Annotated in this window: 22 protein-coding genes; 13 read left to right on the top strand and 9 right to left on the bottom strand. The window is 51.9% G+C overall.

Features of this window, described 5'->3' with window-relative positions:
- Positions 1-14: 14 nt before the first annotated feature.
- The 5 genes from ACJ9Y9_RS11850 to ACJ9Y9_RS11830 form a co-directional block, all read right to left on the bottom strand.
- Positions 15-1307, bottom strand: a complete 1293-nt coding sequence (locus ACJ9Y9_RS11850; protein WP_028018960.1) for a glycoside hydrolase family 10 protein — start codon at positions 1305-1307, stop codon at positions 15-17.
- A 7-nt stretch (positions 1308-1314) separates the two neighbouring features.
- Positions 1315-1602, bottom strand: coding sequence for a VF530 family DNA-binding protein (locus ACJ9Y9_RS11845; RefSeq protein ID WP_028018961.1), 288 nt, complete (start codon positions 1600-1602; stop codon positions 1315-1317).
- A gap of 95 nt (positions 1603-1697) precedes the next feature.
- Positions 1698-2684, bottom strand: a complete 987-nt coding sequence (locus tag ACJ9Y9_RS11840; RefSeq protein ID WP_028018962.1) for an MBL fold metallo-hydrolase — start codon at positions 2682-2684, stop codon at positions 1698-1700.
- Positions 2685-2805: 121 nt separating this feature from the next.
- Positions 2806-3549 carry a 5'-nucleotidase, lipoprotein e(P4) family gene (locus ACJ9Y9_RS11835; protein WP_407226107.1) on the bottom strand — a complete coding sequence of 248 codons (744 nt, stop codon included), beginning with the start codon at positions 3547-3549 and terminating at the stop codon, positions 2806-2808.
- A 94-nt stretch (positions 3550-3643) separates the two neighbouring features.
- On the bottom strand, positions 3644-4189 hold the full coding sequence (locus ACJ9Y9_RS11830; RefSeq protein WP_028018964.1) for a winged helix DNA-binding protein: 546 nt from the start codon (positions 4187-4189) through the stop codon (positions 3644-3646).
- A 201-nt stretch (positions 4190-4390) separates the two neighbouring features.
- Between ACJ9Y9_RS11830 and ACJ9Y9_RS11825 the strand changes: the two genes are divergently transcribed.
- The 3 genes from ACJ9Y9_RS11825 to ACJ9Y9_RS11815 are packed head-to-tail and all read left to right on the top strand — an operon-like array spanning position 4391 to position 7101.
- Positions 4391-5113 (top strand): DUF969 domain-containing protein, encoded by a 723-nt coding sequence (locus ACJ9Y9_RS11825; RefSeq protein WP_008501655.1) that lies wholly within the window; start codon positions 4391-4393, stop codon positions 5111-5113.
- Entirely contained in the window at positions 5110-6096 is a 987-nt protein-coding gene (locus tag ACJ9Y9_RS11820; protein ID WP_028018965.1) for a DUF979 domain-containing protein, read from the top strand. The genes ACJ9Y9_RS11825 and ACJ9Y9_RS11820 overlap by 4 nt, the downstream gene beginning before the upstream one ends.
- Positions 6097-6105: 9 nt before the next feature.
- On the top strand, positions 6106-7101 hold the full coding sequence (locus tag ACJ9Y9_RS11815) for a DUF2891 domain-containing protein (protein WP_028018966.1): 996 nt from the start codon (positions 6106-6108) through the stop codon (positions 7099-7101).
- A gap of 35 nt (positions 7102-7136) precedes the next feature.
- On the opposite strand, the gene ACJ9Y9_RS11810 is transcribed toward ACJ9Y9_RS11815, so the two are convergent.
- Entirely contained in the window at positions 7137-8552 is a 1416-nt protein-coding gene (locus ACJ9Y9_RS11810) for an MFS transporter (protein ID WP_028018967.1), read from the bottom strand.
- Between the two features lie 117 nt (positions 8553-8669).
- Between ACJ9Y9_RS11810 and ACJ9Y9_RS11805 the strand changes: the two genes are divergently transcribed.
- On the top strand, positions 8670-9575 hold the full coding sequence (locus ACJ9Y9_RS11805) for a LysR family transcriptional regulator (RefSeq protein WP_028018968.1): 906 nt from the start codon (positions 8670-8672) through the stop codon (positions 9573-9575).
- Between the two features lie 4 nt (positions 9576-9579).
- On the opposite strand, the gene ACJ9Y9_RS11800 is transcribed toward ACJ9Y9_RS11805, so the two are convergent.
- Together ACJ9Y9_RS11800 and ACJ9Y9_RS11795 are read right to left on the bottom strand one after the other, a co-directional pair.
- Positions 9580-11034, bottom strand: coding sequence for a Cu(+)/Ag(+) sensor histidine kinase (locus ACJ9Y9_RS11800; RefSeq protein WP_028018969.1), 1455 nt, complete (start codon positions 11032-11034; stop codon positions 9580-9582).
- Positions 11024-11707: a copper/silver response regulator transcription factor gene (locus tag ACJ9Y9_RS11795; protein WP_028018970.1), complete on the bottom strand. Its 684-nt coding sequence runs from the start codon at positions 11705-11707 to the stop codon at positions 11024-11026. Before ACJ9Y9_RS11795 ends, ACJ9Y9_RS11800 begins: the two co-directional genes overlap by 11 nt.
- Positions 11708-11869: 162 nt before the next feature.
- On the opposite strand from ACJ9Y9_RS11795, the gene ACJ9Y9_RS11790 reads away from it, so the two are divergent.
- The 9 genes from ACJ9Y9_RS11790 (at position 11870) to ACJ9Y9_RS11750 (ending at position 23707) form a co-directional block, all read left to right on the top strand.
- Positions 11870-13255, top strand: a complete 1386-nt coding sequence (locus tag ACJ9Y9_RS11790) for an efflux transporter outer membrane subunit (RefSeq protein WP_028018971.1) — start codon at positions 11870-11872, stop codon at positions 13253-13255.
- A gap of 28 nt (positions 13256-13283) precedes the next feature.
- Positions 13284-13625 (top strand): cation efflux system protein CusF, encoded by a 342-nt coding sequence (gene cusF / locus ACJ9Y9_RS11785; RefSeq protein ID WP_028018972.1) that lies wholly within the window; start codon positions 13284-13286, stop codon positions 13623-13625.
- 11 nt (positions 13626-13636) lie between these two features.
- A complete protein-coding gene (locus ACJ9Y9_RS11780) occupies positions 13637-14887 on the top strand; it encodes an efflux RND transporter periplasmic adaptor subunit (protein WP_028018973.1) in 1251 nt (416 codons plus the stop codon).
- A 10-nt stretch (positions 14888-14897) separates the two neighbouring features.
- A complete protein-coding gene (silA, locus tag ACJ9Y9_RS11775) occupies positions 14898-18074 on the top strand; it encodes a Cu(+)/Ag(+) efflux RND transporter permease subunit SilA (protein ID WP_028018974.1) in 3177 nt (1058 codons plus the stop codon).
- 44 nt (positions 18075-18118) lie between these two features.
- Positions 18119-19423, top strand: a complete 1305-nt coding sequence (yjjJ, locus tag ACJ9Y9_RS11770) for a type II toxin-antitoxin system HipA family toxin YjjJ (RefSeq protein ID WP_028018975.1) — start codon at positions 18119-18121, stop codon at positions 19421-19423.
- 589 nt (positions 19424-20012) lie between these two features.
- Positions 20013-20282: a hypothetical protein gene (locus ACJ9Y9_RS11765; RefSeq protein WP_024908520.1), complete on the top strand. Its 270-nt coding sequence runs from the start codon at positions 20013-20015 to the stop codon at positions 20280-20282.
- Positions 20283-20438: 156 nt separating this feature from the next.
- The gene (locus tag ACJ9Y9_RS11760) at positions 20439-21581 is read left to right on the top strand and encodes an HBL/NHE enterotoxin family protein (RefSeq protein ID WP_028018976.1); all 1143 of its coding nucleotides are present in this window, start codon (positions 20439-20441) and stop codon (positions 21579-21581) included.
- Positions 21582-21692: 111 nt separating this feature from the next.
- On the top strand, positions 21693-22580 hold the full coding sequence (locus ACJ9Y9_RS11755) for an HBL/NHE enterotoxin family protein (protein ID WP_028018977.1): 888 nt from the start codon (positions 21693-21695) through the stop codon (positions 22578-22580).
- Positions 22581-22615: 35 nt separating this feature from the next.
- Positions 22616-23707 (top strand): HBL/NHE enterotoxin family protein, encoded by a 1092-nt coding sequence (locus ACJ9Y9_RS11750; RefSeq protein WP_028018978.1) that lies wholly within the window; start codon positions 22616-22618, stop codon positions 23705-23707.
- 139 nt (positions 23708-23846) lie between these two features.
- Here ACJ9Y9_RS11750 and ACJ9Y9_RS11745 read toward each other — a convergent pair whose 3' ends face one another.
- A complete protein-coding gene (locus tag ACJ9Y9_RS11745) occupies positions 23847-24182 on the bottom strand; it encodes a hypothetical protein (RefSeq protein WP_028018979.1) in 336 nt (111 codons plus the stop codon).
- Positions 24183-24558 lie beyond the last annotated feature (376 nt).

The raw sequence follows: 24558 nt of genomic DNA, 5'->3' as shown, positions 1-24558 counted from the left end.
TGCCTGCTCTTCACTTAGCTACCCCAGCGACCTTTCAGGTAGTTAACCGCCTGCTGGGTCTGCGGCTGGTTCAGGTAATCTTCCCTGAACAGGATCGTACCATTCACGTTGGGTAGAGAATCGTTCAAATCGAGCTGTTTTTTCAGCTCCGGCACGCCGCCCTGAACCATCCAGTCCGGTTCATTTTTCGACGGTTCGCCCACTTTATAGAACGCAACGCCGATATACAGGCGAGTGTGGGTCGGCTTAACGACATCTGCCCACCATTTGGTCAGCACGTCGTAGCGCGCAGCATCCCGGGAGAAAGGCCAGTAAATCTGCGGGGCGATGTAGTCCAGCAGGCCTTGCTGCACCCACTGACGCGTATCGGCGTAGGATTCATCATAGGCTGCAGCGCCGCGTGTGTCCGAGCCTGCCGGGTCAAATGAACGGTTACGCCACACGCCAGCCGGGCTGACGCCAAACTCGACACCGGGTTTTGTCCGTTTAACCGCGCGGGAAACCTGCACGATCAGCTGCTGCGTGTTGTGCCTGCGCCAGTCGGCTTTTGAGGCAAATCCCTGGCCGTACTGCCGGTAAGTCTTCCCGTCATTGAGCGCCGAACCAGGTGATTCGGCATAAAAGTAATCATCAAACTGCACACCGTCTATCGGGTAGTTTGCCACCACTTCGGTGACCACTCGGGTGATCCAGTCGCGCACTTCCGGAATGCCCGGGTCGAGTACGAAACGATCGCCAGAAATGCGTACCCACTCCGGATGCTGGACATAGACGCTGGACGGGGTCTGATATGACGTCCGGTTCAGGGCGGCGATGGTCGAGGGTTTGGTGTTGGTCGACACGCGGTATGGGTTGAACCAGGCATGCACCTTCATGCCGCGCTTGTGCGCTTCATCCAGCATAAACTGCAGTGGATCGTAACCTGGATATTCACCGATATTGCCCGTCAGCATATCTGACCACGGTAAAATTTTTGACGACCAGAGTGCCGTGCTGTCCGGTTTCACCTGGAAAAACACGGTGTTAATCCCGAGACGCTTAAGATTGTCGAGCTTGCTGGTCAGTGCCTGCTTTTGCATCGCGATGCGTTGGTCAGCGCTGCGGCCATTCACTGATGCGACCGGTGGCCAGTCGAGGCGGGAGACGGTCGCCAGCCAGATCCCGCGCATCGGCTCGTTGGACTGCTGCGTCGGTGTGCTGACGGTGGGAAGAGGGGTAACCAGTGATTTCGGTGGTTTTGAGGAGCAACTCACAAGTAAAAGCGCGCAGCCAGCCAGCGCACCAATCCGTTTTACATGTCGCGTCATTTGCGTATTAGCTCTTGATAATCCGACTGTTAGCCCAGGGATTAAAGGCGGGCGTTTCCTGTTCTGCGCGTCCTTCATCGTTGAGGGAGTCCAGATACAGGGCTTCGACTTCCGCGCGCGCCCACGGGGTACGGCGCAAAAATTTCAGGCTCGATTTAACGCTGGGATCTTTTCTGAAACAGTTAATTTTGATTCGGTCGCCCAACTCGTTCCAGCCATATTTCGCCACAAGGGCGTTGACCATCATCTCCAGCGTTACGCCATGCAAAGGATCGTTAGAAATGTGTGCAGTCATAAGCGTCCGGATGTCTCAATTTTAATGGGGTTGGGTTAACCGGTGAAAGGGTACAAGAAAGCACGGGAAGCGGCAATGACATCCCGCGCTGATGCTTATTCCGCACGGCTGGCGTCCCGGTTGGTATAGGTGACAGGCACCCACCCATAGCCGCCGTTTTCGCCTTTGGTGACATAGCCGATACCCGGGAACGGTAAATGGGGGGCAGCAACCAGGTCCCTATTTCTCACAAAGTCCGCAAACGCCTCTTCGCGCACGCGTGCCGCTTTGTTCTGATCTTCATCGTAGGTGATGGTCACGTCGGGCTGCGGGAACTGGACCGCCGCGGCATGAATAATGTCGCCCACAAAGGTGATTTTCTCGCCTTTACTTTCCAGTGTATAGAATGCCGAACCCGGTGTATGGCCGGGATGTACCGTGCCGGTAATGCCCGGCAGGATCTCAGAAGTGCCGCTAAAAGGCACCACTTTACCGGCATCAAGGTAAGGTTTTAAGGTCTTCTGCGCGACGTCAAAGTAGTTCTGCCCGTAACCCGTTTTTTTCTGATTGTCTTCGTTAAAGAAGAAGTCGATTTCCGGTTTTCCAACGAAAACGCGCGCATTGCTGAACACCGGCTTACCGTCTTTCACCAGGCCGCCAGCATGATCGGAATGGACGTGAGTGAGCAGGATTTCGGTAATATCCTGCGGCTTAACCCCCTGCGTGGCAAGGCTCTCAATCAGACGTCCACCGTTATCGGGGCCAAAGAGCTGGCCTGAACCGGTATCCACCAGGATTTTGTGTCCGGGCATCGCAATCAGGAAAGCGTTAATGGACACTTCAGCCGGGTTGGTCTGGAAATTTTTCGCGAGCAAAGCATCAATCTTTTGTGGCGTTGTCCGGCGCAGTAATTTATGCAGATCCTGCGCAACGCTCCCGTCTGTAAACGAAGTGACGATAATATCGCCGACCTGAACGCGGTATCCGCCAGCTGGTTGTTCAACAACGTGCTGAGGCGTATTTGCCAATACCTGTAATGAAGGGTAGAGAAGTAATGCACTGGATATCAGCGTGGACAGAGCAAGTTTTTTCACGGTAAGCATAAGAATCTCCTTTGAAAGCGCTCATCTTACTTCTCCGTAAAAATAGAAGAACCTACCTAATAATGACAGGGGCCAGCATAATAGCCGGGTGGTGCAGGTCCCATTCCCGGCTCGTAAGGTGTTATTTTTTCAGCGGTGCGTTCCAGCTGTCCGGGGTCGCTTTTGACCAGGAGCCATAAGCGGCATTAGGCAGCACAATCCAGTCATTGCCGAAGTGTTCAGCGCTGGCCTCAACCAGCTCACGTTGCTGCTCGCTCGGTTTTTTGTTTTTAAATTGCACGGCGAAATCCGGCAGGCTGTCGCCGAACAGCATCACGATCTGCTGTTTTTTGAGGGTACTCTGGCGACGCTCTTCTTTGCTGACCGTATCCAGAAGTACGCTCTCGTCTGTAACCTGTGGAAGTCCCAGAGATTTTAACGTATTGAGCGTGTCGGCTTTGTTTTCCTGCATACGATCCGAAACATAATAAATACGGACTTTGCTTTGATTCACGTGGTCAAGAAAGGCTTTCGCGCCAGGGATCAAACCCGGTTTTCCCTGTTTCTCCCAGTCACTCCAGGTGTCCCATTGGGTAAAATCGTGACACTGTTCCGTATCGCGCACCAGTAAAGGGGTGTTATCAAGGACGGTTTCATCCAGATCCATGACGACGGCGTAATTTTCAGGCGTTTTCAGATCTTTTAATTTTTCATTGAAACGTTCAGTAGCAAACCGATACGTCTGCATCTGAAGCGCCATAATCTCGGCTGATTTCTGCTGATAGCGCAGCGCCATTTCATACGCTTTGGGTTCACACAGGTCACGATTAGCCGCCATTGCCGTTGCACTGAATACGGGTAATGCCAGCAGTAATACCTTAGCCATTGAATTCACACTTCTTTCCTCAACACCTTGTTAAAATCACGAAAGCGTAATGGAGTTCAATGACAGAAAAATGAACCTTATGTGGCAACTCAACTTACAGTGAGGCTGCCGCCCGGGCCGCAGTGTCATACAGTGATGCTATCGTGCGTAACAGTTGTGCGGTTTCTCCAATAGATGCCCCTGAAATGCCACTCTCTGCCTGAATATTGATAAGACACGCTTCCCGTACATCACGGTATTTCATACATAACGCTTTACCTTCCTCCGTTGTGGAGAAGAAGAGCTCTTTACCCGCTTTCTCGCTCGTCACGTAGCCTGCTTTGACCAGCTTTTTCAGGGCATAGGTCACTACGTGGGTATCTTCCACGTTGAGGACGAAACAGATATCGGCCAGCTTTTTCTTGCGGTTGCGGTGATTCACATGATGCAGCAGTGAGACATCAAACGCCCCCATATCAGGCTCACCAGCTGCGGCCATACAGCGCACCATCCATTTGTTAAACGCGTTACTGGTCATGATCAGCGCGTATTCCAGCTCTGATAACTCTGCGCAGCGCTCGGATACCAGATGGCGGGAAGAGACGATACGGCCATCATTGATATCGTCGCGAGGTGTTGAAGCACTCTTTTTGGTGGTCATAAGGGTCCTTAGCCAGAAATGTAAACTCGTCGATAAAATAAGAACATTTTATTGATAATTTGTTTACATGTTTTTGAGGTTCAGATATAGCTTTTTAGCGCAGGTTTTGCGAAGCCTGCCAACAAAACACAACATCGCTCGCCGCAAATTAAAAAAATAGCCGTCGGCGCGCAACGCTCACTTTCGATAGGGTAAACGTTTATGGACGGTACTACGCTGTTACCGCTGATCGGGATACCGATCGTGGTTATTGGTTTTGCACTGCGCTTCAACCCGCTACTGGTGGTTGTGGTGGCGGGGCTGGCGACGGGTCTGCTGGTCGGCATGGATTTCGGTATGCTGCTGGAAACCTTCGGCGAGAAGTTTGTGAATAGCCGATCGCTGGCGACCTTCATTCTGATCCTGCCCGTTATCGGTTTGCTGGAATACTACGGGCTTAAAGAGCGCGCCCAGGCCTGGGTGGCGAAGATCGCCAGCGCGACCTCGGCGCGTATTCTCATGCTTTATTTTGTCGCCCGTGAGGGTACGGCTGCACTGGGTCTGATGTCGCTGGGCGGTCATGCGCAGACGGTGCGCCCGCTGCTGGCACCGATGGCCGAAGGGGCGGCGCTGAACGAATATGGCGAGCTGCCGCAGCACATTCGCGACAAAATCAAAGCCCATGCCGCCGCGTGTGACAACATCGCGGTCTTCTTTGGGGAAGACATCTTTATTGCCTTTGGCGCGGTGCTGCTGATTGACGCGTTCCTGAAAGAGAATGGCATTCAGGGTATTGAACCGCTCCATATTGGTCTGTGGGCTATCCCGACCGCCATTGCGGCATTGATTATTCATATGACCCGGCTGCTGCGTCTGGATGCGAGCATCCGTCGCGACGTGATGGCCTGGCGCGCGGAGCAGGGAACGCAGGAGGCCGCGCAATGATGACGCTTATTACCATTAACCGCGTGTACTACCTGATTGGCTTTGTCGTGATGCTGCTGGTTGTGATGACCCTGCGCGATCGTGCCAATCCTAAGCGTTTTACCACTGCGCTGTTCTGGTTTTTATTCGGCGGGATCTTCCTGTTTGGCGACCTGATGGTGCAGGAGCTCGGTAAATCGCTGGCCTACCGGATCATTGGCGGCGGCGTTATCGTTATCGCGCTGCTGGCGGGTTTTGGGCTGGTCGGGAAAGGGCACTATAAAATGGCCTCCGATGAAGAGCGGGTTGCCTCGTCAAACCGGCTCAAAAACTGGCTGTTCCTGCCCGCACTGATGATCCCGGTGGTGACGGTTCTCGGGACGTTATTCCTGAAAGGGGTTTCTGTAGGCGGTGTGTTCCTGCTCGATCAGAAACAACTCACCCTGGCGGCACTTTGCGTGGCTTGTGTCGCGGCGATCCTCACAGGCTGGTGGCTGACCAAAGGCACGCCGCTGCATGCGGTTCGTCAGTCCCGTCGTCTTGTCGATACCATCGGCTGGGCGGTGATCCTGCCACAAATGCTGGCCATGCTCGGCGGGGTATTTGTGGCGGCAAATACGGGCGATTCAGTACAGAAAGTGGTCAGCCTTTTCGTGAACCCGGATAGCCGCTTCATGCTGGTGGTCATCTACTGCGTGGGTATGGCGCTGTTCACCATGATCATGGGTAACGCGTTTGCGGCCTTCCCGGTGCTGAGTGCCGGCATCGCCTTACCGTTCCTGATCAACGTGCATCACGGCAACCCGGCGCCGCTGCTGGCGATTGGCATGTACGCGGGCTATTGCGGCACGCTAATGACGCCGATGGCCGCGAACTTCAATATCGTTCCCGCCGCGCTGCTTGAGCTGAAAGACAAATATCAGGTGATCAAGATCCAGATCCCGACCGCGTTAACCCTGCTGGTGGTGAACGTTTTCTTAATGTATTTCCTCGTGTTTCGCTAAGGAGCTGTTATGGAATTAACGCAACATCAGGCTGACGCGTTTGCCCGCATGCCATTGACCTATTTGCGCCAGGAATATCCGAACCACATTATGCACCTGCTGAATGATGATGGAGATGTTCTGCCACCTCGCGAATTGCACCCGATTTTCTACGGCTGTTTTGACTGGCATTCGGCGGTGCACGGCTACTGGCTGCTGCTGCGCTGCGTGCGTCTTTATCCAAAATTGCCGTGCAGAGAGGAGATTGTCGCGCTCTTCGCTGAGCACCTGACTGAAGCGAACGTGGCGAAGGAGCTGGCCTATTTCACCGCACCGTTCCGCGCGTCGTTTGAGCGGCCGTATGGTTACGGCTGGCTGCTGGCGCTGGCCCAGGAACTGAAACAGTCGTCGTTGCCTCAGGCCGCAGGCTGGTATCAGGCACTCCAACCCTTAACGCTGGACATTCGCGACAGGCTGGTAGATTACCTGAACAAGCTCACCTATCCGATCCGCGTCGGGACGCACTACAACACGGCGTTTGCGCTCGCCCTGGCGCTTGATTACGCCCGGGCAGTGGAAGATAGCGCGCTTGAGCAGGCTATTCTGACGGCGGCGGAGCGGTTTTATCTTGCCGACACGCGCTATCCGGCCCACTACGAACCCGGCGGTGATGAGTATATTTCCGGTGCGTTGACCGAAGCGCTGCTGATGAGCAAGGTGTCAGAGGACTTCCCGGCGTGGTTTGACGCGTTTCTGCCGGAGGTGGGGTCGATTGCGGCACTGATGAACCCGGCGGAAGTGAGTGACCGAACCGACCCGAAAATTGCTCATCTGGACGGATTAAACCTGAGCCGTGCCTGGTGTATGAAGCATATTGCCAAAGCATTGCCGGCAAACCATCCGGCACAGCAGGCATTGCGTGATGCCGTGACAAAACATCTTGCCGCAAGCGTAGAGCATGTGGTGGGTAGCCACTACAGCGGCGGACACTGGCTGGCGAGCTTTGCGTTGCTCGCTCTGGAATAAACGAAGGTGCAGCGCCGTCAAGCGCTGCACCAGGTTTAGGCTGCGGCCCGAACTGCGGGACGTAGCCTGCTCAGGCTAAACAATACCGATCCCGTTGAGGCAATCACGGCGATCCACAGCGCCAGATGGACCGTTTGCTCATCAAGCGTTTGATGTTCGGGTGCTGCGGCGACGGTCAGCAGAACGCCTACCACGGCAGCGCCGAGACACTGACCAAATGTTCGGACGATAGACAACACCCCGGATGCATAACTGGCATTTTCCCGCGCCACATTCGAGAGCATTTCCCGGTTATTGGGGCTCTGGAAGCAACCAAACCCCACACCGCAAACCAGGCTACGCAGGCAGATATTCCATGCGGAAGGATTGGAAGGTAACGTCGCCAGCAGAACCAACCCGACGACAAAAATAATCAGTCCGATGGTCGAGATCAGCGGTGCTGAAAGCGTATCCGCCCAACGCCCGGCATGCGGGGCAATCAGCACGATACCGATTGGCCACGGTGTGAAAAGCAGGGCGGAAACGACCGGACTGTAGCCATAGACGCTCTGAAACAGGAACGGCAGCGCGACAAACGTGATGCCCTGACTCACAAACGAAGCCAGAGAGGTCAACGCGGCAAGTGTAAAGCGGCTATTTTTGAACATGACGGGGGGCAGTAATGGCGCCCGGCTGCGGCGAATATGCCAGATAAAGGCGATGGCACTGACCATGGCGATAAGCGCCCACGTCCCGCTTTCCTGACCAGCGCTTTGCAACACGTGCTGAAAACTGTTGGCCGTCATGATCGTCGAACCTAACAGTGCGGCAGAGAGCACTGCCCCTATCGTATCAAAGGGAGCACTATCAACAGCCGCTTTGCGCGGTAAAGCCTTCCAGGCCAGCAGCAAGGCAATGCTTCCTGGAATAATGTTAATGGCGAACAACCATTGCCAGCTCAGTGTGTCCAGTATCGTGCCGCCCAGCACGGGCGCAATCGCGGTGCTGGAGGCGATAAGCAGAGCGTGTAACCCCAGAATGCGGCCAAGCAGTCGACCGGGGAACACGGAACGCAGTATCGCCGGGGCTATACTGAGGGTGGCCGCACCGCCGATACCCTGCAATATACGCATTCCGATCAACACCTCGGGTGTTTTCGCCAGTGCACAGCCGAGGGAGGTGAGCGTAAAGGTGGTAAGCCCGGCCAGAAAGACCCGCCGATAGCCAATGCGAGCCGCCAGCGCAGCGAAAATGGCGAGTGTCATTGCCGCCGACAACAGATAACCATTCGCAAACCAGACCGCGACATTCGCGGACACCTGCATGGCATTCGCCATGGAGGGCAGCGCTATGTTGATCATGGTGCCATCAAAGACGCCCATCAGCGTGGTGGTCATCACTGCAGCCATGACCCGGGCGCGTTCATCTCCCGGCAGCCCTTCATCGCCGGGTTGATTTGAAAATAGCATCATCACCGTAACTCCAGATAAGAATGTTGATGACGAAACTATAACCATGGGGTATACAGGGCGGAAGACGCAGCACCTGCAACTTATCGTTGCATTAAACGCCTTATATGAGGAACCACCGTGTCCGATCCCGATTTTAATCTGCTTGTTGCGCTCGACATCCTGCTGGCTGAAGCCAGTGTTGCGGGCGCGGCGCGGCGTTTAAACCTGAGTACCTCCGCCATGAGCCGTACGTTGAGCAGACTTCGGGAGGTGACTGGCGATCCGATCCTGGTGCGGGCCGGGCGTCATATGGTACTGACACCCTGGGCCGAAGCCACACGGGACCGTGCCAGAAGCGCCGTGCATGAGGCGAGGGCGGTGCTGCAACCCTCTGCCGACACACTGAAGGTGGAAAGTCTGGAGCGGCTGTTCACCATCAGAGCCAACGACGGTTTTGTGGTGGCGTTTGGACCCTTGCTGATTGCCGCCGTGGCGGACGTCGCGCCTGACGTGTGTATCCGTTTCACCCCGAAACCGGAGAAAACGTCGCGCTATCTTCGCGAGGGATTAGTTGACCTGGAAATTGGCGTGCAGAGCAATATGGGGCCTGAAATCCGTCTGCAAAGGTTATTTCAGGATCGGTTTGTTGGCGCGGTGCGCAAGGGGCATCCGCTGGCGTCACGCCCGACAGTGAGCCTGAATGACTATGTCTCCTGGGGGCATGTGGTCGCCTCGCCAGACGGATCGTTACACGGTTTTGTCGATGAGGCGCTGGCGGAATTAGGGATGAAACGTAAAGTCGCCAGCGTGGTGCCCAGTTTTCCGACGGCATTATCCGTCGCGCTGACGTCCGATCTGATCGCGATGGTGCCGGCGTTGTATTTGCTGAATCAACCGATGACCGGGCATGCGCACGTCTTTGAACTGCCCTTCAGGACCCGAACCATTACGGTCTCACAAATGTGGCACCCGCGAATGGAAAGGGACCCTGGTCATCAGTGGCTCAGGGAGAAAGTTCGCGACGTGTGTCGGTCGGTACGCTGACGACTCATACACCTTTTCGCGGTACGGTGAGGATGAAGCGAGTCGATACGGTATCCGATTCCACATGCACTTTACCGTGATGCGCAGTGACGATGGACTTGACGATGGCAAGCCCAATGCCGCTCCCTTCACCTTTACGTTGTCTGGATGGATCAACCCGATAAAAACGATCAAACAACCTTGGCAGATGTTCTTCCGGGATGGGGGCTCCGGGGTTTTCAATCACCAGTTCAAAATCGCTGTCCTGTTCTCTTATCGAGACGGTGACCGCTTTCCCTTCTGGGGTATAGCGCAGCGCATTAGAGATCAGATTACTAATTGCTCTTCGGAACATCTGCGGATCGCCTTCCGTCAGGCAGGGCATACCGTTGAATTTCAGCGATACGTTGCGTTCTTCCGCCCACGCCTCAAAGAAATCGAACACTTTAACGACTTCTGCGCTCAGGTCGAATAGGACCCTGTCTGGAATGAGCTGGTTATTATCCGCCTGGGCGAGGAAAAGCATATCGCTGACCATTCTGGTCATCCGGTTGTATTCTTCAAGGCTTGAGTAGAGAACATCTTCTAGCTCTTTCTGCGACCGGTTCTGGCTCAACGCGATTTCGGTTTGCGTCACCAGATTCGTGATGGGCGTTCTGATTTCGTGCGCGATATCGGCAGAGAAGTTGGCCTGGCGGGTAAAGACATCTTCAATTTTTTCAATCATATGGTTGAATGAGATCACCAGCTGTTCCAGTTCGACAGGCACGCGGGTGGGCTCCAGCCGCGCGTCCAGATTTTCAGAGGTGATGTTTTTAATGGCGTTGCTGACGTTACGCAGCGGCAGGTGTCCCTGGCGAACCGCGATTCGAACGATAAGAATAATCAGCAGGCCGATCGCCGTGGCGATCGCAAACAGATTTTTTTTCAGCGCCTCAAGGTAGTGCAGATGGAAATTAATGGAGAGCCCGATAAGCATGACATAGCGCTGCGTTTTTCCCTGCAGCGTCGCTGTTCCTGAAGAGGCGATAATCCGGTACGTTTCCATTTTCATATCAGACCCGGCGTGCATTGACCCGGCGGGTTCCTCTACCGACCAGAGAAATACGTCCTGTGCGCGACGGTGCATGCTAAAGTCTGCCGAGTTCATCGCCGGGCGTAATGCCGCCCCTCGTGCCGAGCTGAACAGTTCATTTCCCTGCGGATCAAGAAGCAGGACGGCAACGTTGCGGTAACTGGCAATCGACTCTTTGATTTTACTGACTTTCTTCTGATCGGGTTCTGACGGGGACTGCAAGATGCGCTGCATCGCGGTGCTGATTTGCTGCAAATCGTTAACATCCTGCTCGGCAAAGTGTTTTTCAACGGAATGCAGCATAAACCAGGTAAAGGCGAAAAAGGCCAGGATCGTGGAGAGGCTGATAAAAAAGGTTAGCCGTAGAGCAAGAGAAAAAGGGCGCCTGAGTGGCTTACTGCGCATCCGGGACCTCCAGCATATAACCTACGCCGCGCACCGTCTGGATCAGTTTGGGTTCATAATCGCTATCAATTTTCGCCCGCAGACGCTTCACCGCAACGTCAATCGCGTTTGTGTCGCTGTCAAAGTTCATATCCCAAACCTGGGAGGCTATCAGGGAGCGGGGGAGCACTTCTCCCTGATGACGCATGAAAAATTCCAGCAAGCTGAATTCTTTGCTGGTCAACAGAATACGGTTTCCGGCGCGGCTCACTTTTCTCGAAACGAGATCTACCGTCAGGTCCGCCACCTGAAACTGGCTTTCTGTGATCACCGTATTTCCACGTCTTAGCAGCGTTCTCACCCGGGCGAGAAGCTCAGCAAAAGCAAATGGCTTAATCAGATAATCATCTGCCCCCAGCTCCAGCCCCTTAACCCGGTGTTCGATCGTGCCGAGGGCTGTCAGTAACAGTATCGGCATGCCTTTTCCGGCAGAACGAAGCATGCGGACAATATCCCAGCCGTTCACATCGGGAAGCATGATATCCAGTATCAGTAGATCATATTCGGCGGTCATGGCGAGATGGTACCCATTCAGCCCATTGTCAGCGTGGTCGACAATAAACCCTGCTTCAGTGAGCCCCTTGCTGAGGTATTCACCGGTTTTAATTTCATCTTCAACGATCAATATTTTCATCTTGCTCCCCTGACTGACTGCTGATGACATTCTAGTGAGCCTGCGATCGTTAACAATGACTTAGGGTAAAAATGACAACATTGTCATTATCCTGTCACCCGTCAAACAGGATGCGTTCAGTAGAGTAGCCCTCACAATACTCTGGACTTCATTTGAACCGTTATGTTCCTGTTAAAACGACTTAGCATCAGCACGGTATTTATTCTGGCAGGCTGCGTCTCGTTGGCACCTGACTACCAGCGACCGGCGGCACCAGTACCTCAGCAATTTTCGCTTTCACGCAACGGCCTCACACCCGCAGTGACGGGATATCAGGACACTGGCTGGCGTCATTTTTTTGCTGATCCTCAGGTCGCCGGGTTGATTACCGTAGCCCTGAATAACAATCGAGATTTAAAAATGGCCGCGCTGAAGGTTGAGGAGGCCCGGACACAGTTCAATGTGACCGACGCAGATCGTTATCCTCAGCTGAATGGATCGTCTGGTATCACTTACAGCGGTGGTCTGAAAGGTGACAAACCTGGCACACAACAGTATGACGCGGGTATTGCGCTTAGCTACGATCTCGATTTCTTCGGCAAGCTCAGAAACATGAGTGAGGCTGACCGACAAAATTATTTCGCCAGTGAAGAGGCGCGTCGCGCCGTGCATATTTTGCTCGTCTCGAATGTGTCGCAGAGCTATTTCAACCAACAACTGGCGTATAAACAACTGCGTATTGCACGGGATACGCTGAAAAATTACCAGCAGTCCCTGGCGTTCGTTGAGCAACAGCTGGTGACCGGCAGTACGAACGTCCTGGCGCTTGAACAAGCTCGTGGGCAAATTGAAAGTACCCGGGCAGAAATTGCCAAAAGAGAAGGGGAACTGTCGCAGGCCAACAATGCCCTGCAGCTGATTCTTGGAACCTATCGCGCGCTCCCGTCCGAAAAAGAGATGGACGCCAGCGATATTGCACCAGTAAAACTGCCGCCGCATCTGTCATCAGAAATACTGCTGCAGCGTCCGGATATTATGGAAGCGGAGTATCAGCTTAAAGCGGCTGATGCCAGTATCGGCGCGGCACGTGCGGCCTTTTTCCCATCCATATCGTTAACCAGTGGTCTTTCGACAAGCAGCACGGAATTATCCAGCCTCTTTACGCCAGGGAGTGGGATGTGGAATTTTATCCCTAAAATTGAGATCCCCATTTTTAATGCGGGCAGGAATAAAGCCAATCTGAAACTGGCTGAAATTCGCCAGCAGCAGTCCGTTGTTAATTATGAACAGAAAATTCAGTCCGCTTTCAAACAGGTTGCTGACGCGCTCGCGTTGCGAGACAGCATCAACCAGCAGCTTGATGCACAGCAGCGTTATCTTAATTCGCTGCAAATAACGCTTCAGCGTGCCCGAGGGTTATATTCCAGTGGCGCGGTCAGTTATTTGAATGTGCTTGATGCGGAACGTTCGCTTTTCTCTACGCAACAAAACATCCTCGACCTTATCTATTCCCGGCAGGTTAATGAAATTAATCTGTTCACCGCGCTGGGTGGCGGTTGGGTTGAGTAAACTTATTTAATTAAACAGGAAAATAAAAATGCGTAATTCTCTTAAAGCCGTTGTATTCGGTGCGATCTCTGTGATGTTCTCCGCCAGCCTTCAGGCTGAAGTTCATCAGCATGGGGAGATGAGTGTCGCCAGTGATGCCGGCACAGAGCAAATCATCAACGCCACGGGTGTCGTGAAAGACATTGACCTCACGAATAAAAAAGTCACGATTTCTCACGAAGCTATACCTGCAATCGGCTGGCCTGCAATGACCATGCGTTTCACTTTTACCAATGCTGACGAGAGCATCAATGCCTTAAAACCAGGCCGTCATGTTGATTTTTCATTTGTTCAGCAGGGTAATATCTCTTTACTTAAGAGCATTAAATAGAGAGGATTGGCATGACCTCTTTCAAAATAAAATATGCCGCCATGATTATCAGCAGTCTCCTGATTGGAGGAGTGATATCCGTGACGGCATGGCAAACAATTCATGCATCTGAAAAAACAGAAAATAGCGCATCTGAAAGAAAGGTACTTTTCTGGTATGACCCGATGAAACCAGACGTTAAATTCGATAAGCCCGGTAAATCGCCGTTTATGGATATGGACCTGGTGCCGAAATATGCGGATGAAAATAGCGAAAAAAGCAGTGCCGGTATACGCATTGATCCGACGCAGGTCCAGAATCTGGGGTTAAAAACACAAAAAGTCACCCGTGGAGCACTGAATTACTCCCAGACGATCCCGGCTAACGTCAGTTATAACGAATATCAATTCGTCATTGTTCAGGCACGCTCGGAAGGCTTTGTTGAGAAAGTGTACCCCCTGACAATTGGCGATCATGTGAAGAAAGGCACACCACTTATTGATATCACCATACCGGACTGGGTTGAGGCGCAGAGTGAGTTTCTGCTGTTATCCGGTACCGGCGGTACACCCACGCAAATAAAGGGGGTTCTGGAACGGCTTCGGCTTGCCGGCATGCCGGACGATGACATTCAGAGGCTACGTGCAACCCGGACTATCCAGACCCGGTTTACCATAAAGGCACCGATTGACGGCGTGATCACGGCTTTTGACCTGCGTACCGGTATGAATATTTCTAAAGAGAAAGTGGTCGCGCAAATTCAGGGAATGGATCCGGTCTGGATCAGCGCTGCAGTACCTGAATCTATCGCTTATCTGCTGAAAAACTCGTCGCAATTTGATATTTCCGTACCCGCTTATCCGGATAAATCGTTCCCGGTCGAAAAATGGAACCTTCTGCCCAGCGTGGATCAAACGACTCGCACCCTGCAGGTGCGGTTGCAGGTATCAAATAAGGATGAACTCCTGAAACCGGGCATGAATGCGTTTCTGAAACTGAATACCCAAAGCCCGGAAATGCTGCTGATCCCATCCCAGGCCGTGATAGACACCGGCAAAGAACAGCGTGTGATTACCGTCGATGCTGATGGTCGTTTTGTGCCCAAAAAGATCCACGTTCTGCACGAATCTCAGCAGCAGTCCGCTATTGATACTGGACTGAACGAAGGGGATTCGGTGGTGGTCAGTGGTCTGTTCCTGATTGACTCCGAGGCCAATATTACCGGTGCGCTGGAACGTATGCGCCGTGCTGAAAAAACTGACGACACGCATTCAGGTCATTAAGGAGACGATGATGATTGAATGGATTATCCGGCGGTCAGTCGCCAACCGTTTCCTGGTGATGATGGGGGCGCTGTTCCTCAGCGTGTGGGGTACCTGGACCATCATCAATACCCCGGTCGACGCCTTGCCCGATCTGTCTGACGTTCAGGTGATTATCAAAACCAGCTATCCCGGCCAGGCCCCGCAGATTGTTGAAAATCAGGTCACGTATCCGCTTACGACTACCATGTTGTCGGTGCCAGGCGCAAAAGCCGTGCGCGGATTTTCTCAGTTCGGCGACTCGTATGTATATGTTATTTTTGAAGATGGTACCGATCTGTACTGGGCCCGATCTCGCGTACTGGAATACCTTAATCAGGTTCAGGGCAAACTGCCTGCGGGGGTGAGTTCTGAAATCGGTCCTGATGCCACGGGCGTGGGCTGGATATTTGAATATGCTCTGGTTGACCACAGTGGAAAGCACGATCTTTCAGAACTGCGCTCATTGCAGGACTGGTTCCTGAAATTTGAACTCAAAACCATCCCGAACGTGGCTGAAGTCGCGTCCGTGGGCGGTGTGGTTAAGCAGTATCAGATTCAGGTCAATCCGTTAAAACTGGCCCAGTACGGTATCAGCCTGCCGGAAGTTAAGCAGGCGCTTGAATCGTCTAATCAGGAAGCAGGGGGATCATCTGTTGAAATCGCGGAGGCGGAGTATATGGTCCGCGCCAGCGGTTATCTCCAGACCATTGATGATTTCAATAACATTGTCCTGAAAACCGGTGTAAACGGGGTCCCGGTTTATCTGCGTGACGTTGCCCGCGTACAAACAGGCCCGGAAATGCGGCGTGGGATAGCAGAGTTTAACGGTCAGGGAGAGGTCGCTGGTGGCGTCGTGATCCTGCGTTCGGGTAAAAATGCGCGCGACGTCATTACGGCGGTGAAAGATAAACTGGAAACGCTAAAGGCGAGTTTGCCCGAAGGGGTCGAGATCGTGACGACTTACGATCGCAGCCAGTTAATTGACCGGGCCATAGATAACCTGAGTTCTAAACTCCTCGAAGAATTTATTGTGGTCGCCATCGTCTGTGCGCTGTTTCTGTGGCATGTACGCTCTGCGCTGGTGGCGATTATCTCACTGCCGCTTGGGCTGTGTATTGCCTTTATTGTCATGCACTTCCAGGGGCTGAACGCCAATATCATGTCGCTGGGAGGCATTGCTATTGCCGTTGGCGCGATGGTGGATGCGGCCATCGTGATGATTGAAAACGCACACAAACGGCTGGAGGAGTGGGATCATCAACATCCGGGGGAACAGATTGACAACGCCACGCGCTGGAAGGTTATCACTAACGCCTCCGTCGAAGTGGGCCCTGCGCTGTTTATTAGTCTGCTGATCATCACCTTATCGTTCATCCCCATTTTTACCCTTGAAGGGCAGGAAGGGCGGTTGTTTGGTCCGCTGGCGTTTACAAAAACCTATTCCATGGCGGGTGCGGCCGCGTTGGCTATCATCGTGATTCCTATCCTGATGGGGTTCTGGATACGCGGGAAGATCCCTGCTGAGACCCGTAATCCACTGAACCGGTTGTTGATTAAGGCCTATCATCCGCTACTGATTAGGGTGCTTCACTGGCCGAAAACCACTCTGCTGGTCGCGGCGTTATCCATCTTCACGGTTATCTGGCCACTGAGCCAGGTTGGCGGTGAGTTTCTGCCGAAGATCAATGAGGGGGACCTGCTGTATATGCCGTCAACCTTGCCAGGCGTTTCGCCGGCTGAAGCCGCCGCAATCCTGCAGACCACGGATAAACTCATCAAAACCGTTCCTGAAGTCGCCTCTGTTTTTGGCAAAACCGGTAAAGCCGAAACGGCAACGGATTCCGCACCGCTCGAAATGGTAGAAACCACGATACAGTTGAAACCGGAAGATCAGTGGCGGCCCGGCATGACGATTGACAAGATTATTGACGAACTGGACAAAACCGTTCGTTTGCCTGGCCTGGCAAATCTTTGGGTCCCGCCTATCCGCAACCGCATTGATATGCTCTCAACCGGGATAAAAAGCCCCATTGGCATCAAGGTGTCGGGTACCGTTCTGGCTGATATCGATGCCACGGCGCAGAGCATTGAAGCAGTAGCCAAAACGGTGCCGGGCGTGGTTTCTGCCCTGGCAGAACGCCTGGAAGGGGGGCGCTATATTGATGTGGACATCGACCGTGAAAAAGCTTCCCGCTATGGGATGACGGTGGGCGATGTGCAACTGTTCGTCTCTTCGGCCATCGGTGGGGCGACGGTGGGTGAAACGGTGGAAGGTGTCGCCCGCTATCCAATAAATATCCGCTATCCCCAGGACTACCGGAACAGCCCAAATGCGCTGAAACAGATGCCGATCCTTACGCCGATGAAACAGCAGATCACGCTGGGAGATGTGGCTGATATTAAGGTCGTGTCCGGCCCCACGATGCTTAAAACGGAGAATGCCCGGCCCGCCAGCTGGATTTACATCGATGCGCGGGGCAGGGATATGGTATCGGTGGTAAATGACATTAAGACGGCCATCAGTCAGAACGTGAAGCTGCGGCCAGGTACCAGCGTGTCATTCTCCGGACAGTTTGAACTGCTCGAGCACGCGAACAAGAAACTGAAGCTGATGGTGCCGATGACGGTGATGATCATCTTCATTCTGCTGTACCTGGCATTCCGTCGCGTAGATGAAGCCTTATTGATCCTGATGAGTCTGCCGTTCGCCCTGGTCGGGGGGATATGGTTCCTCTACTGGCAGGGCTTCCATATGTCTGTGGCAACAGGTACCGGGTTTATCGCTCTTGCCGGGGTTGCAGCCGAGTTTGGTGTGGTCATGCTGATGTATCTGCGACATGCCATTGAAGCGCATCCGGAGTTATCTCATCGGGAAACATTTACCTCAGAGGGGCTCGATGAAGCGCTTTATCATGGTGCCGTACTGCGTGTTCGACCGAAGGCGATGACCGTTGCGGTGATCATTGCAGGTTTACTGCCTATTCTCTGGGGAACCGGTGCGGGGTCAGAAGTGATGAGCCGGATAGCAGCACCAATGATTGGGGGGATGATCACGGCTCCGCTGTTATCGCTGTTTATTATTCCTGCGGCGTATAAATTGGTTTGGATGCGGAGGCACAAAACAGCGAGCGCATTTCGTGAAGATGACAGGGGAACGGATAGCTGATAAATTAGCTATTCAATAACCTATTCATAAAGCGATTCAACACCATGACAAATCGATCCGAAACGTTACGTCAGTTGCTGAGGAAAGGCCCAATATCGGTAAGGCAACTTACTGATAATATGGGAATTAGTCAGCCTACGGCTTCGAGAGCGATTAAAGCGCTTGGTGATGAAGTGGTGCGTATTGGCTCTGGTCCATCTATTCATTACGTACTACGCGATGCGCTTCGTGGGTTCAGTTCGGCCCCCATTTACCGCATCACCGAAGAGGGCAAGGTCAAGCCGCTGGGGCAGCTCATACCGGTTTATCCCGATGGTTTTGTGATGGAGCAAGCGGATAACATCTGTCTTCATAGCGATGGGCTGCCGTGGTGGCTCTTTGATATGCGGCCTCAGGGATATCTTGGCCGGGCGTATGCATCCCGATTTTCAACTGAACTTGGCCTGCCGGCAAATCCTGAAAACTGGACAGACTCCGATGTTATAAGGGCCTTACTGGCTCATGGGCACGATGCGGTAGGGAACGTATTAATAGGAGAGCAAGCGCGAAACCATTTTGTGGATATGCCGCAGCCTGTTGCAGTGGAGCGGGCAACGGCATATCCGTCGTTGGCTCTGGCCGTTAGCTCCGGAGAGGTGCCGGGTTCCTCCGCTGGCGGTGAGCAACCAAAATTTTGCACCTATACAGAACGTGGTCATGTCATCGTGAAGTTCACGGCTCCCGACGATAACCCCATAAGCGAACGCTGGCGAGATCTTCTACTGGCAGAACATCTTGCGTTAAAAGTGCTTGATGTTGAAACAGAGGTATTTGATTTTGGTGGACAGCGTTTCCTTGAAATCCCACGGTTTGATCGTGTAGGACCACTTGGCCGTAAAGGTCTTTTTTCTTTACGGGCTCTGGAGGCGGAATTTGTCGGCCGAGCAAGAGAGGCCTGGCCCGTATTGGTTAACGAGTTGGTTAAGCAGGGATGTGTTCATCCTGATGCCATCGCAGGAACGGCGCGGCTTTGGGCATTTGGCATGTTGATCGGCAATACCGACATGCACCACGGGAATTTGTCGTTTATTAGCGCCCATGGGCGTCCTTATCATCTTGCGCCTGCCTATGACATGCTGCCCATGGGATTTGCGCCGAAGTCGGGGGGCGGAATGGTGAATACACTTCGTCCGGCAATGCTCCTTGATGCGATTGCGGGAGAAATCTGGCATGAGTCACTTGAACTGGCTGAGCGCTTTTATGCTTTGGTCAGCGATTGCAACCGTTTTTCTGCCAGCTTTGCGCCATGCGTGGCGGCGTTACGCGCACATCTTGACGAGGCGAGGCCAAGGATATCGCGTCTGGGATAATGCAATGCATTCGGACCTTAGCTTATGAAGTTGAAAACCCGCAGATGACTTTGCGGGTTTTTTATTCCAGCCACAAAAAGGTCGATAAATCAAAATATAAAATATTTATGCAATTAAGTTTTGATTAAGAAAAATAAATTAACAATTAACGATTGCTTAATTGTTAATTTAAAACAAAACCGTTTTTTTACCTTTTTCTGAATGGAGGGGTATTTATCCTGATAATAATTAAGCACTTGAGATTTTATTCTTGATTAAGAGCTTATGGTTGTTATTGATGCTTTGTTTTTGTCATTAAGTGGTGTATTACATTGCACGATTAATGGAGCAGCAAAATGAAATTCTGTATTATTAAAGTCAGTTGCGGGAAGTGATTACACCACCCATATTTAAGAACGTTCTGATTGCCAGTTATTGCACTGGCTAAAATATAAAATATATCACAAACAGCTTCTGCCAGATTGAAGCTGGCGGGGGCTTTGTTGACAAATCTGTATGGAAATAAATGGATCCCAGAAACCATTTCAAAATAGATGGGGCGAACTCCGAAAAGCCAAATGAGTAGGATGACTAATATCGAGGAAATATCATGTCGAATCAAGAGACTATTGTTGGTGGCTGGACGGCTTATCATACGTTGACCGAAAAAGATTGGCAGGTATTTAAAGAAGCCATGGCGGGATTTGTTGGTGTAACGTATGAGCCGCAGGCCGTCTCAACGCAGTTAGTGGCCGGGACAAATTATCGCTTCAAGTGCCTTGCTTCAATTCCGCCTGCATTAGTGGTGTGGGAATCTATTGTTGAAATCTTCCAGCCTTTGCAGGGTGCTCCACATATTGTCGGAATCACCAGAATCTGAATTTTAATTAATACTGTGTCAATGCGTGATTTAGGAAAGCATTCCAGACTTTGACGGTCTTTTCTTAAATAAGTGATTTTTATTAACTTGGTGTTTTATATTTAACCGAGTTCAAAGAGTTCACTCCGTTCTTAGTAACTGAAAGGGTATTTAATAATGCTAAATCATATTCTACAGGCTGGCACCAATCCATCGATTAACAGTAATAACATGAAAGCGAGCGCTGATGCCTCTACCACAGCAGCCGTGATCATTCAAAACTATGTCGGCACCATTTTAACGCAGGCCGATCTCTCCCTGCCGGATATATTACCCGATCTACCGGAACATCAGGCAAAGGCCAGAGACCATGCCACATCCTGGCGTGATGTCATACAGCCGCAAATGATCTCAACCAATACGGATATTGTGAGCTTCTCTAACAATTTTGATTCCTATTATGATCCTTTGGTTAAGCTGGCGGTAAAAATACAGCAAAACCCTTCGGACACAGCATCAATTAATACTTTTAAACTGGGTGTTCAGCAACTTCAGGCGTTGGTCGCTCAAAAACAAACCGCTACGCATAACGTGGTTAATTCAGTGGGCGGTTTCCAGACCACGCTTGCCGAAGATGCCCGCAATTTCGCCAGTGATTTTACTACGGCAGAAGCGGCATTAGCCGGTAAAGACGGACAAATTGCCGCACTGGGGAAACAGATCGACGCTATTAATTCCGCCATGAGTAAAGACTTGACTATGATTGCAGCGGGTTCAACCGCTGCAGTGGTAGGAGGATTAATGATTGCCGTGGGGGCACTGGCGGAAATTGCGACCGCAGGTGTCAGTACCGCACTGATTGTCGGTGGATTGGTGGTCGTCGGGGCCGGTGCTGGTGTTGCCATTGCCGGGGGAGTTGACTATGCCAAGCAAACCAGCGCGCTCAGCACGGCCATTACAACCAAAACAAAACTACAACAACAGTATTCTGCCACCAAAAACGTGAATACGATTGTTCAGAATCTTTCGGGCCAGGCATCCGCTGCGGTTCAGGCCGCGGGTTCTTTACTGGCAGGTTGGCAGACGCTTGAACAGGACTTTATTGTCTTCCAGTCGGCGCTGACCAGCGCGACCCCTGATTTAGGCTATTTCCTGATCGCGCAACTCAATGCGGCGAAAGCGGACTGGGATGATGTTGGCAATCATGCCCGTAAGCTATTGGATTATGGTTCTTTACCGGTCAGCAACGCCTCGGTCACCAGCAGTGGGATCCTGCTGCCTAACCCAACGGCGACGTTTGCACGGCTGGCTGCTGCATAGCGTTTATTAATCATCAATCAGGCCCGTGAGGGTCTGATTGTTTTAACAGACAAACCGGACGCATCGTTTCACGATGATGCCAATAAGTGACCCGTGTCTAAGGTTCAGAGTATGCCAGCATTGAAAGTCAGCTTTACTCAGGCATTAACGGCTCAACAAAATGTGCGTCAACAGATGACGCAGGTCGCACAACAATTAGAACAGCTTCCGCCCATTAACGATCCGCAGATCCCCGATCTGAATGGAAATATCCTCTCCGTCCACAATCATGCGAATTATTATCTGTCTGACATTGTGGTGAGAATGGATTCGTTGTATTCCGAGGTTATCAAGTTTGGAGACGAGCTGGATTCTACGGTTGCCAACATCCGTTCTGAATTAAATGGGCCTGACGGACAGGAATATCTCACAAAAGCTCAGGGGCAGATTAAGCAATTACTCTCCGACAGCACGCCGCTATCTGCATCTCTGAATGATTTCAATGAGGTTGTTATTTCCTTTAATAATGACATTACGACGGACTCAAGGAACTTGCTAGCCGATCAGCAAAGGGCGCAACAGTTATTAGCTGCCGATCGGGCAAGGTTAGAGGCTCTTAACGCTCAGCTGAATGCGCTGAAAGCTGAGCTTGAAAGTAAAAAGAGGATGGAAATTATCATCGGCATTTTTACTTTTGGGATTGGCGCCGCGATTATGGAATTAACTGGCTATGTGCAAAGCACGGAGCAGGCGATTGCTCAGGCGCAACAGGAAACGGGGATGCTTTATCAGGAAATAGGACAACTCGGCGCCACCAGTGATGCATTGAACGCATTGACCAAAGGAACCGCTATTTTGTGTGGCCTGACACAATCTCTTCAATATGGTTGGCAAACCGTGACGGCCGACCTGTCGGAGGTCACCCAACAACAGGTGACTGCGGATTTTCTTATAGTCTCCGTTAATACCGTACAGGCGAACTGGCAGGAAGTGATGCGCACCGTTGAGCAATTGCAGTAAGCCAAAAACCAATTAACGACTTTGAGGTTTTCATTATGATCATGCAAGCCATTGCAGCTGCGAAAAATGATACTGAATCATCATCAACCAATGCCTTAATGACAGGTATTCAGGGCATCGGTGCTTCATCGATTGCTCAACAGACTTATGCGAGCACTGTATTATGTCAACCCAATATTCATTTAGATATTTTACCCGATCTTCCTGCACAGCAGGCTATTGCGCGCGATCAGGCGCAGGAATGGTTATCTTCGATTAATCCGGCGGCCATCTCTTCGCTGGTGAATGTGCGTAATTTTTCGAATCAGGTGGGGGCTTATGTCGATGCACTTCTTCCGGCGGCACAAAAATATGACATGGGGGATAAAAGCCAGCTTCATTATATCCAGCAGGGTATCCAACAGTTGCTTTCTCTTGCTCAGAAAAACGTCACTTCCACGGGAGTGTTTGTCGATAACGTCCAGGTTTATGTGAATGGGATCAACAGCAGTCAGAGCACATTTAAAGCGGCTAAAGAAACCGTGCAGACGCAAATTACCGGTGATAAAGGGGAAATATCGGCACTCCGGCAGAAGCTAAACGATCTGAATAAACAGATGGATGCAGATATTGTGCAGATTTCGGCGGGAGCGGTGAGCGACATTATAGGGATCGGCATGATTGTCATTGCGGCCACAACAATTATCGAAACCGGTGGGGCAACGCAAACGCTTCTGGCTGCGGGTATTACCCTGGTCGCAGGCGGAACGCTGGCGATGACCATAAGCTCTGCCGATATCGTCAAAGCGCAAAAAGAGTACAGCACAACGTTGACCAATCTCGTCGGGCTTGAACTGGAGGTGGCTGTTTTTGACACGGTTTATAACCAGTTGACGGCCAGTGAAAGACTTTCTCAGTCTGCCATTGATTCCGCTAAGCTGCTGGTCAACGGATGGCAGACCGTTGCTGATAGCTACCAGCAAACGCTGACCAACCTGCAGCAGAGTTCAAAGGGTTATCTGGCACTGAGGCTGAGTGCGATGAAACGCCAGTGGCAACAGCTAGGTGAACAGGCGGGAAGCGTGATGCAGTTAGGGCCGCTGCCTTTCAATACTGTTCCCGCAAATGAACTGAAGTCGAGTGCATGACAAGCGAAGATTAATATTTGGCTGCTGCTGCCCGGTAACCGCCGGGCAGACAGGCTTGTTTCCGTCCGAAGGCGGTACACCGTCAGCGCTGTTGGCTGAAGGTGAGGGGTACAAAACAGAGCAGGGAATGCAATCGCATTCAGCCTGCATTGATCATGCGGCGGTGCGCTTCGGCCATGGCCTCATGTGGGCCGGACTGACCGTTATTCATGAATTCATGGGCAACCGCTGCTCTTTCATGCTCATCCAGCGCTGCGTAAGACGTTGACGAGACGGTCATGGATACAGTGTTATTTCCCATCATCTTCTGATGACTTTCCACACCCTGGATCCTGACAGGAGCCGCGGCAGACTGCATCTGGTGAGCAGGAGCTTGCGCATTGTTGACGCGCTCATGGATATCCACGGTTTCAGTGGCCCAGGCCGAAGAAATTAAACCAAAGCCCAGCAAAGATGTTAATACGATATTTTTCATGATAACTCTCCATTTCTGAATTAGTGATGTCCGGGGAAGTACAACCGATATTTTCAGTTCCATAACTGAAACAGGTTCGGCAGTGTTTATTTATCCGGGAGAGGGCTGGATATTCATTTCCTGGCATACTCTGACGCCGAGTATTGATGAAGTGATTCAGCCTTTCTGATAAGTTGCACTAATTATATCGAATGGCTTCTGTTTGCTGCATGACATGCTAATGACATCTTTGTCATGAATGTCAGGGTTTACATCGATAATATACAGAGGTGAATATGAAAATGTTCGCCAGGAAAAATCAGGTAGTTGGGGAGATAGGTAAGTGTATGATTAATCGTAGTCTGTATGAACGGCAGACTCCATTTAACTTATGTTG

This window comes from Enterobacter sp. CPE_E1241, from assembly GCF_045618265.1.
Taxonomy (GTDB): Bacteria; Pseudomonadota; Gammaproteobacteria; order Enterobacterales; family Enterobacteriaceae; genus Enterobacter; species Enterobacter adelaidei.
The sequence above is the reverse complement of the archived record's forward strand: the minus strand, read 5'-3'. Positions and strand labels throughout refer to the sequence as shown.